The 16172-nt window shown below is 41.7% G+C and carries 13 protein-coding genes and 1 pseudogene; 4 read left to right on the forward strand and 10 right to left on the reverse strand.

Annotated elements, in window-relative coordinates; all coding sequences use genetic code 11:
• Positions 1 to 131: 131 nt before the first annotated feature.
• From NSMS1_RS20775 to rimO, 10 genes and pseudogenes are all read right to left on the reverse strand, one after another.
• Positions 132 to 1418, reverse strand: coding sequence for a glutamyl-tRNA reductase (locus NSMS1_RS20775; protein WP_224086644.1), 1287 nt, complete (start codon positions 1416 to 1418; stop codon positions 132 to 134).
• Between the two features lie 192 nt (positions 1419 to 1610).
• Positions 1611 to 2648, reverse strand: a complete 1038-nt coding sequence (glpX, locus tag NSMS1_RS20780; protein ID WP_224086645.1) for a class II fructose-bisphosphatase — start codon at positions 2646 to 2648, stop codon at positions 1611 to 1613.
• A gap of 182 nt (positions 2649 to 2830) precedes the next feature.
• Positions 2831 to 3268: a secondary thiamine-phosphate synthase enzyme YjbQ gene (locus NSMS1_RS20785; RefSeq protein ID WP_224086646.1), complete on the reverse strand. Its 438-nt coding sequence runs from the start codon at positions 3266 to 3268 to the stop codon at positions 2831 to 2833.
• A gap of 41 nt (positions 3269 to 3309) precedes the next feature.
• Positions 3310 to 4491: a pyridoxal phosphate-dependent aminotransferase gene (locus tag NSMS1_RS20790; RefSeq protein ID WP_224086647.1), complete on the reverse strand. Its 1182-nt coding sequence runs from the start codon at positions 4489 to 4491 to the stop codon at positions 3310 to 3312.
• Between the two features lie 48 nt (positions 4492 to 4539).
• Complete coding sequence (locus tag NSMS1_RS20795; RefSeq protein WP_224086648.1) at positions 4540 to 4878, reverse strand: carbon dioxide-concentrating mechanism protein CcmK; 339 nt, start codon at positions 4876 to 4878, stop codon at positions 4540 to 4542.
• A gap of 103 nt (positions 4879 to 4981) precedes the next feature.
• The gene (locus tag NSMS1_RS20800) at positions 4982 to 6364 is read right to left on the reverse strand and encodes a cytochrome P450 (RefSeq protein ID WP_224086649.1); all 1383 of its coding nucleotides are present in this window, start codon (positions 6362 to 6364) and stop codon (positions 4982 to 4984) included.
• Positions 6365 to 6437: 73 nt separating this feature from the next.
• Positions 6438 to 7013 carry a 3'-5' exonuclease gene (locus NSMS1_RS20805; RefSeq protein WP_224086650.1) on the reverse strand — a complete coding sequence of 192 codons (576 nt, stop codon included), beginning with the start codon at positions 7011 to 7013 and terminating at the stop codon, positions 6438 to 6440.
• Positions 7014 to 7191: 178 nt separating this feature from the next.
• Positions 7192 to 7479 (reverse strand): annotated as a pseudogene (locus tag NSMS1_RS20810) (Uma2 family endonuclease); the annotation flags it as partial.
• A gap of 291 nt (positions 7480 to 7770) precedes the next feature.
• Positions 7771 to 9306 (reverse strand): DEAD/DEAH box helicase, encoded by a 1536-nt coding sequence (locus NSMS1_RS20815; RefSeq protein ID WP_224086651.1) that lies wholly within the window; start codon positions 9304 to 9306, stop codon positions 7771 to 7773.
• A 67-nt stretch (positions 9307 to 9373) separates the two neighbouring features.
• A complete protein-coding gene (gene rimO / locus NSMS1_RS20820; protein WP_224086652.1) occupies positions 9374 to 10693 on the reverse strand; it encodes a 30S ribosomal protein S12 methylthiotransferase RimO in 1320 nt (439 codons plus the stop codon).
• A 324-nt stretch (positions 10694 to 11017) separates the two neighbouring features.
• Here rimO and NSMS1_RS20825 point away from each other — a divergent pair, with 324 nt between their 5' ends.
• The 4 genes from NSMS1_RS20825 (at position 11018) to NSMS1_RS20840 (ending at position 16133) form a co-directional block, all read left to right on the forward strand.
• The gene (locus NSMS1_RS20825) at positions 11018 to 11251 is read left to right on the forward strand and encodes a hypothetical protein (RefSeq protein WP_224086653.1); all 234 of its coding nucleotides are present in this window, start codon (positions 11018 to 11020) and stop codon (positions 11249 to 11251) included.
• A gap of 152 nt (positions 11252 to 11403) precedes the next feature.
• Positions 11404 to 12252 (forward strand): photosystem I biogenesis protein BtpA, encoded by an 849-nt coding sequence (gene btpA / locus NSMS1_RS20830; RefSeq protein ID WP_224086654.1) that lies wholly within the window; start codon positions 11404 to 11406, stop codon positions 12250 to 12252.
• Between the two features lie 209 nt (positions 12253 to 12461).
• Positions 12462 to 13442, forward strand: coding sequence for a vitamin K epoxide reductase family protein (locus NSMS1_RS20835; RefSeq protein ID WP_224095297.1), 981 nt, complete (start codon positions 12462 to 12464; stop codon positions 13440 to 13442).
• A 498-nt stretch (positions 13443 to 13940) separates the two neighbouring features.
• A complete protein-coding gene (locus NSMS1_RS20840; protein ID WP_224086655.1) occupies positions 13941 to 16133 on the forward strand; it encodes a CHASE2 domain-containing protein in 2193 nt (730 codons plus the stop codon).
• Positions 16134 to 16172 lie beyond the last annotated feature (39 nt).

Raw genomic sequence — 16172 nt, forward strand, 5'->3', positions numbered from 1 at the left:
GAGGCTTTATTCAGGTGAATAATGTTCTTACCTCTCTGTGTTCTCTGTGCCTCTGTAGTTCAAATATTATTGAGCTATAAAGTCACACAGCTAACAGAGAGATAAGCAAGGATATTCTCCCTCAACCCTAATTAACTAAACTGTTCACCTACATCTAGGTTGAACAACATTTGCAGGGTTTGCATACAGCGTCTTCTCGCTTCTACATCCTGCTGCGCTCGTAACTGCACCATTGGATCGTGTAAAATTTTGTTAACGATACCCCTTGTTAAGGCTTCGATCACTTCTTGGTGTTTGTCGCCAAATTCTGAACCTAGTCTTGACAAGGCTTTTTCTAGTTCTTGTTCGCGGATGGTTTCGATTTTGCTGCGGAGGCTGCTAATTGTAGAAACAGTTTCCAAACTGCGCCACCAAACGTCAAAAGCTTCGATTTCCTCTTCTAATAGACGTTCAGCTTCTTGAGCCATCTTTCTGCGGCTTTCGTAGTTTTGGGCTACTACAGCCTTTAAATCATCCACGTTGAAGGCTTTGACATGTACGAGTTCGTTCACATCCACATGGACGTTACGGGGTACGGAAATGTCAAACAGCATGAGAGGCTGGTTTGGCGCTAAAACCATTTCTAATTTTGCGCGGTCAAGTATTGGCTCTGTAGCCGAGGTGCTGGTGAAGACAATATCTGCTTCGGCAATTACCGTCATCATCTCGGACATCAAATGTGTGCGGATGGGATGTTCGGAAAACTGCTGTGCCAATTCTTGGGCGCGATCGCGTGAGCGATTGACTATACTAATTTGTGTAGCACCCTTAGAAACTAAGTGTTGTACTAACAGCCTAGACATTTTACCAGCACCAAGGATTGCTACTCGGCAAGCTGCTAAATTTTGGGCTTTTATCTGCGCTAACTCAACGGCTGCGGAACTGATCGAAACTGCACCAGTACCAATGCTAGTTTCGGTACGCACTCGCTTACCTGCTGTAATTGCTTGTTTAAATAATCGATTCAGAATTGTTTTTATACCGTTATATTGCTGCCCCAGTTTGTGAGTATTTTTCACCTGAGCCAGAATTTGTCCCTCACCAAGTACGAGGCTATCTAATCCAGCCGCTACCCGCATAACGTGCATGACTGCATCTTCGTGTAACAACACGAACAAGTGTTGACGTAAAGAATGCACAGGCAATTTACTGTGTTCGGAAAGAAACTGAGTTACTTCCCGAATCCCATGATCTGTTTCTTCAGCAACGATGTAAATTTCTAACCTGTTACAAGTGCTGAGAATGGCGACTTCATCAATATGGGGATAGCTAGTGAGTTGTGCGATCGCACTTTCTGTTTGTGGTTCTGGAATACTCAGCTTTTCCCGAATTTCAACTGGGGCTGTTTTATGGCTTAACCCCACCACTGCAATATTCATTTCTTATCGGTAGTTTAGTAATGGGTTATTTAATGGGGAGTGGGGAGTCGGGAGTTGGGAGTGGGGAAGATGAGGGAAAGAGTGAAAGGGAAAGGGAAAAGAGTAAAGATTAAAGGCTTTACCCTCTGCTACCCTGCTACCCTAATCCTCTGCTACCCTACTCCCTACTCCCTACTCCCTACTCCCTAACTCTTAGTGCAGTTGCACAGTCTTAGGCTGTCCAGCCATGTGAATGGTGTCCACAAAGCGAGCAGTTTGAGACTGACTGGAAATAACCAAGCTTTGAGTTCTAGCACCGCCTTGGAAGAAGCGTACACCTTGCATGAGATTACCAGAGGTAATACCGCAAGCTGCGAAGAGAACGGTTTCTCCTGATGCGAGTTCATGAGCATCGTAAACTTTATCAGGGTCATTGATACCCATAGATGTCAATCGGTCAATGTTGGCTTGTTTGCTTTCCCCAATTAAGCCCGTCTTGACTATTTCTGGATCATAGATCAATTGACCTTGGAAGTGTCCGCCTAAAGCACGCATGGCGGCTGCGGAAATCACACCTTCGGGTGCTGCACCAATACCCATGAGCGCATGAACATTAGTACCAGCAAAACCACAAGATATTGCTGCACCTACGTCACCGTCGGAAATCAGCTGTACTCTTGCACCCGCATCACGGATTTCTTTGATTAAATCGTTATGGCGATCGCGCTTCATGACGATTACTACTAGTTCGTCAATCGCCCGGTCTAGACACTCAGAAAGAATCTTGAGGTTTTCCGTTGCTGATTTGTTGATGTCTACTTTGCCTTTAGCTGCTGGTGGTGCTGCTAATTTCTTCATGTAGAAGTCGGGTGCTGCAAATAAACCACCTTTTTCGGAAATAGCCAGAACAGCCATTGAGCCTGGTTGACCGTAAGCTACAAGGTTTGTACCTTCGCAGGGGTCAACAGCGATGTCAATTTCGACTAATTCATCGGGGTTACATAATTCTGTAGCATTTTCTTGGGTACAGATACCGACTTCTTCACCGATGTACAGCATGGGCGCGTCGTCGCGTTCCCCTTCACCGATGACAATGCGACCGCGCATGTAAATTTTGTTCATGCGTTCGCGCATTGCTTCTACTGCTACCTGGTCAGCAGTATTCTTTTCGCCTTTACCCATCCACTTCGCAGATGCGATCGCGGCTTGCTCAACTACCTCAATAATCTCTAATCCAAGTGTATTTTCCACAGAGTCGCCCTCTCAACTGCTTGACTTTGCGTCATTTTTTCAAGCCATTTCAGTTTTTAAGTCTACCAAAGGGCGGATACCTGTGGAAAATAGTGTTTGCTTGCATCTGTGTTAAGTTTTGCTTCTAAAGAAGATAAACTAAGTTCAAATAGTTCCTATGTACTATTGTAACGCCCTCTAAGTCATTCCCCAGTCACTTGCAAAAATACAGTCCTTTTACGTGGCCCATCTAAGTCAAAGAACAATACAGATTGCCAAGTTCCTAAACCTAATTGCCCCTCTACTACAGGAATAATTTCACTATTGTTCAGCATCATTGCCATCAAGTGAGAATGAGCATTTATTGGCTCATCTTCTGGCACAACTCTTAAATGTAAATCGTTGTGTAGATAGCGGTCTGATTCTGGTGCTAGTTTGCGTAAGAACACTTTTATATCTTCTAATAATCTCACTTCATCTTCATTAATTGCTAAGGCAGTTGTAGTATGCCGAGAAAATACTAAAACCTGCCCATTTTGAATTTGAGTATCAGCTAAAAAATATTTAATTTGGGGTGTGATGTTGTAAATATTAATTCCTGGCTCTGTTTCAATTTCCAGGATTTTATGAATAATAGGCATAGAAATTTTCAGCTTTAAATACTTCAATTATTCTCTCATTATTAAGTACCAACAATTGTTTTCAATCCTTGTACTAATCTGTCAATACCTTCTGTTACCGTATCTTTTTGCAATGCACCATAGGCTACCCGCAAATAACAACCATTCTCCATTCCAAAAGTTGTCCCAGGAATAACAGCCACTTTATATTCTTGAATTAGGCGTTTAACTAATTCAAAAGCATCAATGTTTGTATGCACTTTCAAAAAGAAGTAAAAAGCACCATTGGCTGGTGTAATAGTACATAAACCTTGGAGTTGTTTGAGGTAGTAAATTACTACTTCTCGGACTTGAGCAATCGCACCAATATGCTCTTGTAAATACTCTGGCTTTGCTTGCAATGCGCCTAAAGCCGCATACTGGGAAACTACAGGTGGACAAATCAAAATTGTGTCCTGGACTTTTTTAATCGCCACAAGCAGATGTTTGGGGATCACCATGTAACCAATTCGCCAACTGGCAAAACCGTAGGCTTTAGAAAGACTGTAGAGAGAAATCGTGTATTCACTATTACCCGCAAACGATGCCGGAGAAACGTGTTTTACACCATCGTAAGTAAAGTATTCGTAGGCTTCATCGCTAATGTGATAGATGCCATAATCCGCGCAAACTTGGTTTACATGGCGTAATAAATCTTCAGAATAAACAACGCCTGTGGGATTATTTGGGGAGATAGTCACTACAGCCCGTGTTTTAGGTGTAATGGCTTGAGCGATCGCCTCTGGACGCAATTGATAATTTTCATCGGTTTCTACCAACACAGCACAACAACCAGCCATTGCGATCGCCATCTCATGATTGAAGTAGTAAGGCGTATTGAGAATAATTTCATCGCCAGGAGAAGTAATTGCGAGGATAGCGTTCACATACGCCATATTACTTCCAGCCGTTACCACGATGCAGTTATTGTTAGTAATGTCAACCCCATTAAATCTTGACAATTTTTCTGTCAAAGCATTTAAAAGAGGAGGAATACCCTCAACAGCTTTATATAAATTATTTGCAGGATCACTCAAGAATTGAGGTAAAAGCTCAACAGCTTCCGGTGGTGGACTATAAGAAACCACACCCTGTCCCAAAGAAATAGTCCCAGGTGAGTTTTTAATCAACTCACCCACAACAGGAATAATCGGCGACTGTACCGCCTGCATTCGAGTAGTCATTAGTCCATAGTCATTAGTCATTAGTCAACAGTCCATAGTCATTAGTCCATAGTTACGCTTCCTCAGCACTCAAGCTGACAAAGGCGGAGGGAAGCGGATATCAGCACTAAAGTTATTCACGTTAGCGCTGTGGTGAATTGGTAAAGCATATTCTAAGTTTTCGTGGGGGCGGGGGATGATGTGATGAGAAAGTAATTCACCGCCATTGACTCGCTGCACAGATTCTAGTCCGGCTGTGACGGCTACATTTACCTCGCCTACTTCGCCGCGAATTAATACGGTAATTCTTCCCAAGTCTGTATTTTCGTAGCCTACCAAAGTTACACGGGCAGCTTTACACATCGCATCCCCTACTTCTATGGCTGTGGGAACACCGTAAACTTCAACCATGCCTAACGCCAATGTCATAAATAACTCAGTTTAGTCATTAGTCATTAGTCCACAGTCCATAGTCCATAGTCAACAGTTAATAGTTACTCTCCCTCATCTTTCCCATCCCTTTTTACAGCTATTACACAGTCGCCATAATGCGAGACTCTTTAGGAGCGCGTTTTTCTGTAATCATCATCTTGACACCACGGGCTGGTGCTAAGGTTACTCCCCGACGACGAGGTAGTTCTGGTTGACTATCAGCTATTGCAAGCTGGTAGTTTGTTAAGATAGTCGCTAATACAAGCTTCATTTCAAATACAGCCAAAGCTTCACCTAAACAGCGTCGAACACCGCCACCAAAGGGGATAAATTCGTAAGGTGAATATTGACGTTCTAGAAAACGTTCTGGTTTAAATTGCTTGGCTTGGGGATATATATCTTCTCTTTGGTGGACTAGATATATACAACCACAAAGGATTGTACCTGGTTCTAAGCTATGTCCCAACATTTCCACTGGTTCTTGGACTACGCGCGGAAATGTTAACATTGCCACGGGACGGAAACGCAAGGTTTCATTACATACAGCCGTGAGATAAGGTAAGCGGAAAATAGTCATTGGATCTGGTGATTCACCAAGGGTATCTAATTCTGCTAGTAGTTTTTCTAGAACTTGGGGGTTTTGGTGAATTAGATATAATGCCCAAGCCATTGCTGTTGCTGTGGTTTCATAGCCAGCAAACAATAGTGTCATCAACTCATCCCGCAACTCTTGATCTGTCATGGGATTACCGGCTTCATCCTGTGATGACATGAGTAAGGAAAGAATATCAATCCGATTTGGGTTATTTTCTCCTCGACGTTCAGCAATTTCTGCGTAGATTAATTGATCAAGTTGCTGGCGATCGCGGATAAACTTACCCCAAGGACTCCAAGCACCTAAATCTTTTTGTAAAGCCGGGAAAAACAAAAAACTAGAAGTATAGGGTGAACGAAATAAATCAGCCATCACAGACATTTTTTGCTTCAGTTGTTGGCTTTTTTCTCCCTCATGTACACCAAATACAGTCTGTAAGATGACTTGTAAGGAAATATCTTGGGTGACGTTACGTGCAGTAAATACTTGATTTGTGGGTAATTGCTCCCAAACTTTTTTTGTAATATTGCGGATTAAGTCGCCATAACTCCGCATCCGATCGCCGTGAAAAGATGGCATAACTAATTGCCGCCGTTTTCTATGGCGATCGCCTTCAAGCATAATGACAGAACGCTCTCCTATCAATGGTTCTAAAATTCTATTTTCTTCACCAAGAGCTGCGAACTTTTTGCGATCGTTAGTTAAAATCTCTTGTATTGTTTGAGGATGGTTGACAAAGGCAAGCTGATTCCCAAAACCAATAATCTGAGCAGTAAAAATATCAGGATATTGCTGTGCTGCACTCTCCATATATCCTACAGGGTCAAGCACCCATTGGAGTCTTTGCAGAAAAGTGGGTTTATTAAGTAAGTTAGGTAGTAGCTGCATTTTATTTTTGATTCTGCAATTAAGTTAGCCTTTCACTTAATATGCAGTGTAGCTTGTCATTATCACAAATGCTTCAGCTTGCTTTTTGGGTTTTCATATATTTATAGATAGCAGCAATATTACGAGCGTCATCTATGCCCCGATGGTGTGTACCTATCAGTTCCATTCCCAGATGATTAAGTGCTTGTGCCATACCAAACCTTTTTGATACGCCTAGATATTCTGAAAATTCTTTCTTGATATTTATGTGTTCTGATGTAAAAGGATATGGTACATGATGAAACTTGCAATCTTGGATAAATTGATTTTTATCATAATCTCCCCAAGAGCAAAATATATGATTATTAAATGATGGATATATCCACTTCTGAAAACGAGAAATTGCTTCTACAAATATTGGTGCTTTGTCAACATCTTCTTGACGAATACTAGTTAATTCCGTACAAAATTTCGTGAGTTGCGGATTTCTGACTGGTTGAATAAATTGCTGAAATTCTGCATCAATTACCCATGTTTTTCTATTGAGCATCACTGCACCAATTTCTATAATTTCCATTTCGTGCCGAGGAATGCTACCATCATCTGAGCAAGTTGCTTCTAAATCAACAATTAAATAATATGATGTTGGTTCAGCGTTCATATCTTTCATCGAAAACTACTATATACTACATTGTAGTGTATAGTAGTTTAGAATGTGAAGTTTAGCTTGACAGGAAAGATTTTACCCAGCCGAGTTGTATAGAAATATCAGAGGATGTTTTAAAAGTCGAAGCGGGTCAAAAATTATGCGAGTCGCTTAACCATAATACGTATCATCGCAATATAAATAAAAATAATTTAATTTTTTCTACTAGCGGCTTGATGCGATCGCTTTTGGATTTAATGTCTACAATCAAGTCGGGTACTAGCTCAACAAAATCTCTTTTACTAATTTTTGATTTCTCCGCACGCACAAAGGATACATCAGGAGCGCGGAGATTAAGCTTTTCTACATCAGCTTCATTGTCTTCCGTTTCCAGTCTTGGCAGAATAAAACCAGCGCTAGAACCAGTTACTCGTCCTAACTTACATAGACGAACCCAGTTTTTTAGCAATCGAATTAACTTAGCGCCTATTTATTCTGAAATATAATCGGATGGCCCTATAACCAGGATATTACCGTCCACTAGTTCCATCTGCCATTCTGGATGTTCAGCTTGTAGCTGCTCTAAATCTGAGATTGTGAACATAAGAATAGAAGCAATCTATTTACATCCATGTTCCTACAAGCTGATCACAACAGTTATACCAATTCAAAATTCAAAATTCAAAATTCAAAAAACAGATGTTATGAGTGTTTTGGAATTTGCATCTGTTGTTGAATTTTGCAGAATTGGTATTAGCCGTATTTAGTCACTGACTAATGACTAAGAAGCAGACTCTCTAGCAGCAGGTGAACCTAACTTGGGATTAGCTGGTGTAACGGAAGATTCACGACGGCTACCACCGCGTAACTTTGGTTTGGGAGTACCGCGTCTTTCTTCGTCACCGTTATTTTCTGATTTGTTCCAGTTGCGGCCTCTGTCACCAGATTCACTACGACGCTTCGTGAGTTTGGGTTTGGGGCTAGATACAACTTCTTCGGGAACGTCGATTTCGGTGCTTAACCAAGCGGGACGAGTTTGATCGTAAGCGATTTGCAGGGCGGCGGCGGCGATCGCTTGAGCATCATATTTCTCAATCAATTCGCTGACTATAGGTAAGAACGAAGCTAAACGTTCACCTGCTAAAGCTTCTCTGACTTGTTCTTGCAGTTTCAAAATGTGGCGTGCTTCGATTTGCGCCCTTGTGGGGATGGAAAGCAATTGCCAATTTTGACGAACGTGGCGTTCAAAGATTTGCTGTTTGCGACGCTCAAAGGGTTGTACTAAGGTGATTGCTGTACCTTCTTTACCAGCGCGACCAGTACGACCAATTCTGTGAACGTAGGTTTCGACGCTATCAGGTAAGTCGTAGTTGATAACGTGAGATAGTTGGTCAACGTCCAAACCACGCGCTGCGATGTCTGTTGCTACTACCCAGCGTACTTGACGATTACGGAAGCGAGTTAATAACCGTTCCCTTGCTTGTTGGGACAAGTCGCCGTGATATTCATCTACACTGTGACCAGCTGCTTGTAGTTGACTGGTGAGTTCGGCTGCTGTGCGTCTGGTACGAACAAAGATTAAAGCTGTTTCTGGGTCTTCCATTTCCAGAATTGGCTGTAAGGCTTTGGCTTTTGTCCAGTGACGGGGGATGAGATAAGCTACTTGATTGATTTTATTGGGTGTAGCTTTGGGTTGCTCAACGGTGACAGTAACGGGCGATCGCAAAAACTTGTTGACCAACATCCGAATTGATGGTGGCATGGTAGCAGAGAACAAAGCTGTCTGTCTGTCTTGGGGTGCTTGAGAGAGAATTTTCTCTACATCGTCGATAAAGCCCATGCTTAACATTTCATCGGCTTCATCCAGTACGAACCATTTAACTTGGTCTAGCTTCAGACAACCCCGTTCTAGTAAGTCAATTACCCGTCCTGGTGTACCAACTACGAGTTGCACGCCGCGCTTGAGTTGTAAGATTTGGCGGTCAATTGATTGACCTCCGTAAATTGCCAACGCTCGTAATCCACTGTTACCAACAAATTGCGCCATTGCGTCGTGAACCTGAATCGCTAATTCACGGGTTGGGGTTAAAACTATGGCTTGTACTGCTTTTTGGTTAACGTCTAACCGTTCTAATATTGGCAGTGAGAACGCGGCTGTTTTCCCTGTACCAGTTTGTGATTGACCTACTACATCACGCCCTGACAACAGTTGAGGAATAGCTTGGGCTTGAATGTTTGTCGGTGCGGTAAAACCTAGTTTTTCTAAGTGTTCTACACGGTCTTGGGAAATTCCTAGTTCTTGAAACGTAAAATTCATCAATTCTCCTAGATTTTGTTTTCTTGTTTTAAGATTTGTAAATTGAAACTTGCGTGTGGATTAGTCGTCAGTTTTGACTGACTTGACCAAATAGGTCATACTCATCCGCGCTGTGAATCTTCACAGGGACGATAGTTCCTAACTTCGCCACGCCATCAATGTAGACCTGACCATCAACTTCTGGGGAAAATCTACCGGAACGACCGATTAATTTCCCATTTTCAGGATTTTCTTGTTCAATCAGGACTTCAACGGTTTTGCCGACTTCCTGCTGGTTTTTGCGCCAAGAAATAGGTTGCTGGAGTGCCATGAGGCGATCGCGGCGTTCATCCATCACCTCTTGGGGCAGTTGGTCGGGTAGCTTGTAAGCGGGGGTTCCTTCTTCTCTTGAGAAGGTAAACACGCCCACATGGTCAAACTCATGCCGTTGGACGAACTGTAGTAAATGCTCAAATTGTGCTTCTGTTTCTCCAGGGAAGCCTACTATAAATGTTGTCCGTAACACAGCACCTGGAATGGCTATCTTGAGGCGCTCGATAATTTCATCGTTGACTCGCCCTTGCCAGGGACGGTTCATGGAACGGAGAACTTCGGGATGAGAATGTTGTAGGGGCAAATCTAGATATGGTAACACATTCGGCGTTTCTTGAATTGCCGCTATGACATCCGGGGTTAATCCCGTGGGATAGGCGTAGTGCATCCTGATCCAGGGTACATTAACTTTCCCTAAAGCCCGCAGTAATTCGGCTAGTTTCGGCTTACCATATATATCCAAACCATAGTTTGTGGTGATTTGGGAAATGAGAATAATCTCTTGTACCCCTTGAGCAACTAGCTGCTCTGCTTCAGCCACTATAGATTCTATTGTACGCGATCGCTGGTTCCCGCGTAAGTGGGGAATTATGCAAAATGCACAACGGTAATCACACCCTTCGGCTACTCGCAGGTAAGCAACACCTTCGGTAGTAGTCCGGTAGCGGGGTGTAGTTTCATCAGCAATATAAGTAGGTTCGGCACTAACTAGCGTTAAGCGCTCGCCTTGCTCTGCTCTTTCAATTACGTTAACTATCTTATGGTAGTCCCCTGTGCCAACTACTGCAACTGCTTCTGGCAATTCTTCCAATAATTGCGCTTGGAAGTGCTGCGCCATACAGCCTGTAATGACAATTTTTTTATTGGCTTCAGCCAGTTCTACTAAAGTTCTAACAGATTCTTCTCTAGCGGCTTCAATAAAACTACACGTATTGACAATTACGTAATCGGCTAACTCTTCATTTGTATCTACACCATAGCCTGCTTGTACTAGCAGCCCTAACATGTGTTCGGTATCAATTCGATTTTTCTCACAGCCCAAGTGAGAAATTGCTATTGTTGGCTTTTCACCCATATTTTGAAAAAAACTTCTAGTTTTTTCTTGTTATTAAACACAAAGTCCGATAATTTCGCTCTTTGTTATTTCGCACCCTCCGTTGGCAGGTGTTTTGTGGGTTTATCCACTGTCAACAACTGCCTAAACCTCGAACCTGACTATTTCCAGTCATGTTATGATGTTTTTATTAATTTGTTTCCCAGGGTAAATTTTAGTGTCTTTAGATAAATCTGACACTTTTTAATATTTATTAACAATTCGCCTGTTGGTATTTTACATTACCGTTGCAGCGTATGCTTTTTTAATTTACCCATCGGGAAGCCGCCCCCCAAAGGGCTGGTTGTGAGAAGTCGCTACCCTCCGGGAAATCGCTCTTGCGACTACGCCCAAAGCAGTAATGCTACCCTGAAGTTCAGGCTTGACCTACGACGGAACGCAGGAACCCTGCCGAAATTACGGGAAGCCGCCTTGCGTGTTGTGAGTGGCAAACTCCTCATTGTAGTCAAGTTTTATCTTAACATATCTTATGGTTTGTTTTATGCCAAATTCTCTCGTCAGGAGGAGGCAGTAAAATAGGGGGCTGGGGAGTAGGGAGTGGGGAGTGGAGAGAGATGAGGAAGGTGAGGGAGATGAGGGAGAATGTTTTTGAATACCCAATTCCCAATTTCTAATTCCCAATCTCCAATCTACAGTACCCAGTACCCAATTTCTGACAATAGTTAAAAGACGTGGACTTATATCAACTATTTAAAACTCGAACACCGATAATTGGCGTGGTGCATCTGCTCCCACTGCCGACTTCTGCCCGTTGGGGAGGTAGCCTCAAAGCAGTGATTGACCGCGCAGAACAAGAGGCAACAGCACTTGCTAGTGGCGGAGTTGACGGTATTATTGTAGAAAATTTTTTTGATGCACCGTTTACAAAAAATCAGGTAGACCCGGCAGTTGTGAGTGCCATGACTGTGGTAGTGCAACGGATACAGAATTTGGTGACGTTGCCCATAGGATTAAATGTATTGCGGAATGATGGCAAAAGTGCAATGGCGATCGCCAGTTGTGTCCGCGCTCAATTTATTCGCGTCAACGTCCTGACAGGAGTGATGGCGACAGACCAAGGATTAATCGAGGGAGAAGCGCATCAATTACTTCGCTATCGCCGAGAATTGGGTAGCGATGTGAAAATTCTCGCTGATGTGTTAGTTAAACATGCTCGCCCTTTGAGTTCGCCTAATCTCACTGTTGCGGTGAAGGATACGATTGAAAGGGGTTTAGCCGATGCGGTGATTTTATCCGGCTGGGCTACGGGTAGCCCTCCCAATCAAGAAGATTTAGAACTAGCTTGTGGTGCAGCCAATGGCACACCTGTATTTATTGGTAGTGGGGCTAATTGGGAAAATGTAGGTACACTGTTGCAGGCTGCTAATGGTGTAATTGTTTCCAGTTCCCTCAAGCGCCAAGGTAAAATCGAGCAACCAATTGACCCGATTCGCGTCAGCCAATTTGTGGAAGCTGCACGCCGCAATTGGAACTCTAAAGGTGAGAGTAAATCTATTTCCTCAGTGACTATACATTCTTAGGATGTGGGGAGTAGGGAGTAAAGAGTAGAGAGTGGGGGGAGATGAGGAAGTAGGGGAAGTGAGAGGAGTAAGATAAAAATTTGTATACATCTTATCTACCCTTTCCTCCTCATCTCCCTCATCCCCTATCCTTACGGGAAGCAAGCTACATCTCCCTTATCCCCCTGATCTCTCCTATCCCTAATCAGCAATACCCTATTTCACAACTTATGATTCGTCGCCGTTCTACTCCTTGGATTCATAAATGGTCGCGTCCAATAATTGCCGCGATCGCCGGTCTGGGCGCTCTCAATACTGGCTACTTAACTATCGAAAAGTTAACAGGAGGGAGTCCTGCTTGTGTGGCGCAAGCTGGGGCTAAAGGGTGTACAGATGTACTCTCTAGCCCTTGGGCTACGGTTTTTGGACAGCCTTTAGCCTTGTTTGGGTTTTTGGCATATACCGGAATGTTAATTTTGGCTCTAGCGCCTCTTGTCTTGAAAGGTGGAGAAAATAATAAAGATAAGCGGCTAGAGAATCTGACATGGTGGCTACTTTTGGTGGGTGCGATCGCTATGTCGGTCTTTAGTGGCTACTTAATGTATCTGCTAACATTCCAAATCAAAGCAGTTTGTCTTTATTGTATTAGTTCGGCTTTATTCTCCCTGAGCCTTTTGGTATTAACAATTGTCGGGCGCTCTTGGGAAGATGTAGGGCAAATCTTCTTTACTGCGTTGATTGTCGGGATGGTAACGCTGATTGGGACTTTAGGTATCTACTCTGGTTTGAATAAACCGGATGTTACCACCACCATACCGCCTGGACAACTGCCTGCATTTGTGCCTCAAACTAATCCAAACCCGGAATTTGGCTGGGAAATTGCTACTACTTCTGGTGAGGCAGAGATTGCCCTAGCACAACACTTAGTTAAGATAGGTGCTAAAGAGTACGTTGCCTATTGGTGTCCTCATTGCCATGAGCAGAAATTACTCTTTGGTAAAGAAGCTTATCAAATTATCAGTGACAATATTAAGGTAGAGTGTGCTGCTGATAGCCCCAAAGCAAAAGTAGACTTATGCAAAGCCGCTAATATTCAAAGCTTCCCTACTTGGATTATCAACGGTCAAAGCTATAGCGGAGTAAGAAATCTGACAGAACTGGCAAAAATTACAGGTTATACAGGCCCAAGCAATTTCAAGTATTTTAAATAAAATTTCTAATGTCTGACGACTTCGCCAGACCACAAAAATATTACTGAATCAATAGTCAATAGGTAGGCTAGTGGAAGTTATTACCTGTTGACTTTTTTATTTCATGATTTACGGGTCACAATTATCTGTTTAGACTGGATGTCGGTTTTTTACGTTGTGTCTCAGTAACATGGTTTTAGAGTGTATAAGTGTATGGCTTTAACCAGTATGTTAACTTAAGTAAATAGTTGTTTCTCTATGTTGCTGGGATATAAATAATGATACGAGTTGTGTATAAAAGTATGGCAATTATAACTCAGTGAAAATATACTATTCATAAACACTACTTAAAGGATGCTTTGAAGTGTTTGATTAAACTTTTCAATTCTAGTAAGAAAATATAGTCAGTCCAAGATTCAAAATTGGATATAAATTTCTATGGTTTCTAATTTCTAAATTGTGAGTTTTGAAATTACTTTTTATAAGTAAGATGTAATATTTCTCCCTTAGGTATTGGGAATGAATAAGCAACTAAACAAGCATTTTATCAAGTTAATTCAAGAAATAAAAAAAAGTCTTAGTCGAGTGCCAAGAGAATTAATAACTGCCTCGATCATTTTTTTTTGTGTCCTTTTGTTGCGCTATTTAGGTTTATTACAATCCGTAGAGTTAGCTGCATTGGATCAATTTTTTCGTATTCGTCCCTATGAACAAGTTGATAATCGGATTACTATTGTCGCTATTGATGAGAAATCGTTGCGTTATGGTTTTCCCATTCCTGATAGTATTATTGCTAATTTATTAAAAAAATTACAAGCTAACCAACCTCGTGCTATTGGCTTAGATATATACAGAAATTTACCACCTAAAGATGGTAACGAAATTTTGATAAATACTTATAAATCAATGCCTAATTTGATCGGCACACAACTCTTGGCAAATAATCAAAATTACCATGTTCCTCCACCAATAGGATTAAATAGTGAGCAAGTAGGTTTTAATAATTTAATCAATGATATTGATGGAAAAATAAGGCGTAGTTTATTGTATTGGCATGTTGATAATCAGCCATATGAGAGTTTTGCTTTAAAGTTGGCTTTGTTGTACTTGAAGTCAGAGAATGTTTTTCCGACTAAAGGAGTTATCAACCCAGAGTTTTTGCGGTTAGGAAAAACTGAATTTATCCGATTTGAAGAAAATGATGGTGCGTATGTAAAAGCCGATGATAGAGGCTATCAAATTTTGTCTAATTTTCCTAAACCACGCTGTCATGATTCTGATGTAGATTTCTGTGGTTTCCGAAAGGTAAGTATGGTAGATGTGCTGGATAATAAAGTACCAAAAAACTGGATTCAAGACCGGATTGTTTTGATCGGTTTTACCGCTCCTAGTACTCAAGATTTTGTATTTATTCCCTATTCTAGCGATCTGATGAAAGAAGCGAAGCCTGTACCTGGAATTGAAGTACAAGCTTATTTTGTGAGTCAGTTAATTTCTGCTGCTTTGGATGAAAGACCATTATTGCAAGTTTGGTCTAAGTTTTGGGAGTCTTTATGGATTTTTAGCTGGTCTTATTTAGGTGCGGTAACTACATGGCGGATACGTCGAGCAGCTTCAATTATTTTGGCTATATTTGTTGGTTGTGGCTTAATTTTTTTAGTTGCTTATTTTGCTTTTTTATTAGGATGGTGGATACCTTTAATTCCATCATCAATAAGTTTTGTTTGTTCAGCAATTTGGATTATTAACTATCTGGCTCACATGCAGGATGAGTTAAAGCGTTCTAAAGAATTTTTGCAGCAAGTTATTAATACAATTCCTGATCCTATTTTCGTCAAAAATGAAAAGCATCAATGGATAATTTTAAATGATGCTTACTGTAGATTTATTGGTTATCCTGATACTGTGTTAGTGGAAAAATCAGAATTTGAGTTTTTTCCCAAACATGAAGCGGAGATTTTTAGGGAGCAAGATGAGTTGGTGTTTCAAAGCCAAATACCTCAAGAACATGAGGAAGAATTTACTAATGCTTATGGAAAAACTCATCTAATTGCCACTAAGCGATCGCTTCATCAAGATGCAGCTGGTAATGTCTTTCTAGTTGGTGTAATCCGCGATATCACTCAACGCAAGTTGATGGAGGAGGAACTGAAGCGCACAGCCGCAGAATTATTTCGCTCTAATAATGAATTGAAACTTAAAGAAGACCATTTGCGTTATTTAGCTTATCACGACTCCTTAACAGGTCTGCCGAATCGTAAGTACTTTGCTGAACAACTTTGCGAATCTGTGAACTGGGCAAAAGATCACAATCTTTTACTTGGACTGCTATTTATTGATTTGGATGGCTTTAAGCAAGTGAATGATAACCTGGGTCACGAAATAGGCGATCGCTTATTATTGATAATAGCTCAACGACTGAGCAATTCTCTGCGTACCAGTGACATTGTGGCGCGTTTAGGTGGCGACGAGTTTACCATAATTTTACGGGCGATACCCAATGTACAGGTAGCTGCTAAAGTCGCTGAAAAAATTCTCGTAAATATCACTGAGCCAATTGTCTTTAACGGACGTAGTACTAAGGTATCCGCTAGTATTGGCATTAGTATTTACCCAGATAACAGTTTAGATGCCGATACACTGATCAAACAGGCAGATGCTGCTATGTATCGAGCCAAACATTTAGGAAAAAATCGTTTTGAATTTGCTTAAAGCATCAGTTGGCTGAAGTCACAGCTATACAAACAATTT

The organism is Nostoc sp. MS1, from assembly GCF_019976755.1.
Classification (GTDB): Bacteria; Cyanobacteriota; Cyanobacteriia; order Cyanobacteriales; family Nostocaceae; genus Trichormus.

Bases quoted from the DNA above. Each gene is read 5' to 3' on its own strand.
- NSMS1_RS20775 (WP_224086644.1), bottom strand. From the start codon at position 1,418: ATGAATATTGCAGTGGTGGGGTTAAGCCATAAAACAGCCCCAGTTGAA.
- NSMS1_RS20785 (WP_224086646.1), bottom strand. From the start codon at position 3,268: ATGCCTATTATTCATAAAATCCTGGAAATTGAAACAGAGCCAGGAATT.
- NSMS1_RS20790 (WP_224086647.1), bottom strand. From the start codon at position 4,491: ATGACTAATGACTATGGACTAATGACTACTCGAATGCAGGCGGTACAG.
- NSMS1_RS20795 (WP_224086648.1), bottom strand. From the start codon at position 4,878: ATGACATTGGCGTTAGGCATGGTTGAAGTTTACGGTGTTCCCACAGCC.
- NSMS1_RS20800 (WP_224086649.1), bottom strand. From the start codon at position 6,364: ATGCAGCTACTACCTAACTTACTTAATAAACCCACTTTTCTGCAAAGA.
- NSMS1_RS20805 (WP_224086650.1), bottom strand. From the start codon at position 7,013: ATGAAAGATATGAACGCTGAACCAACATCATATTATTTAATTGTTGAT.
- NSMS1_RS20815 (WP_224086651.1), bottom strand. From the start codon at position 9,306: ATGAATTTTACGTTTCAAGAACTAGGAATTTCCCAAGACCGTGTAGAA.
- rimO (WP_224086652.1), bottom strand. From the start codon at position 10,693: ATGGGTGAAAAGCCAACAATAGCAATTTCTCACTTGGGCTGTGAGAAA.
- NSMS1_RS20835 (WP_224095297.1), top strand. From the start codon at position 12,462: ATGATTCGTCGCCGTTCTACTCCTTGGATTCATAAATGGTCGCGTCCA.
- NSMS1_RS20840 (WP_224086655.1), top strand. From the start codon at position 13,941: ATGAATAAGCAACTAAACAAGCATTTTATCAAGTTAATTCAAGAAATA.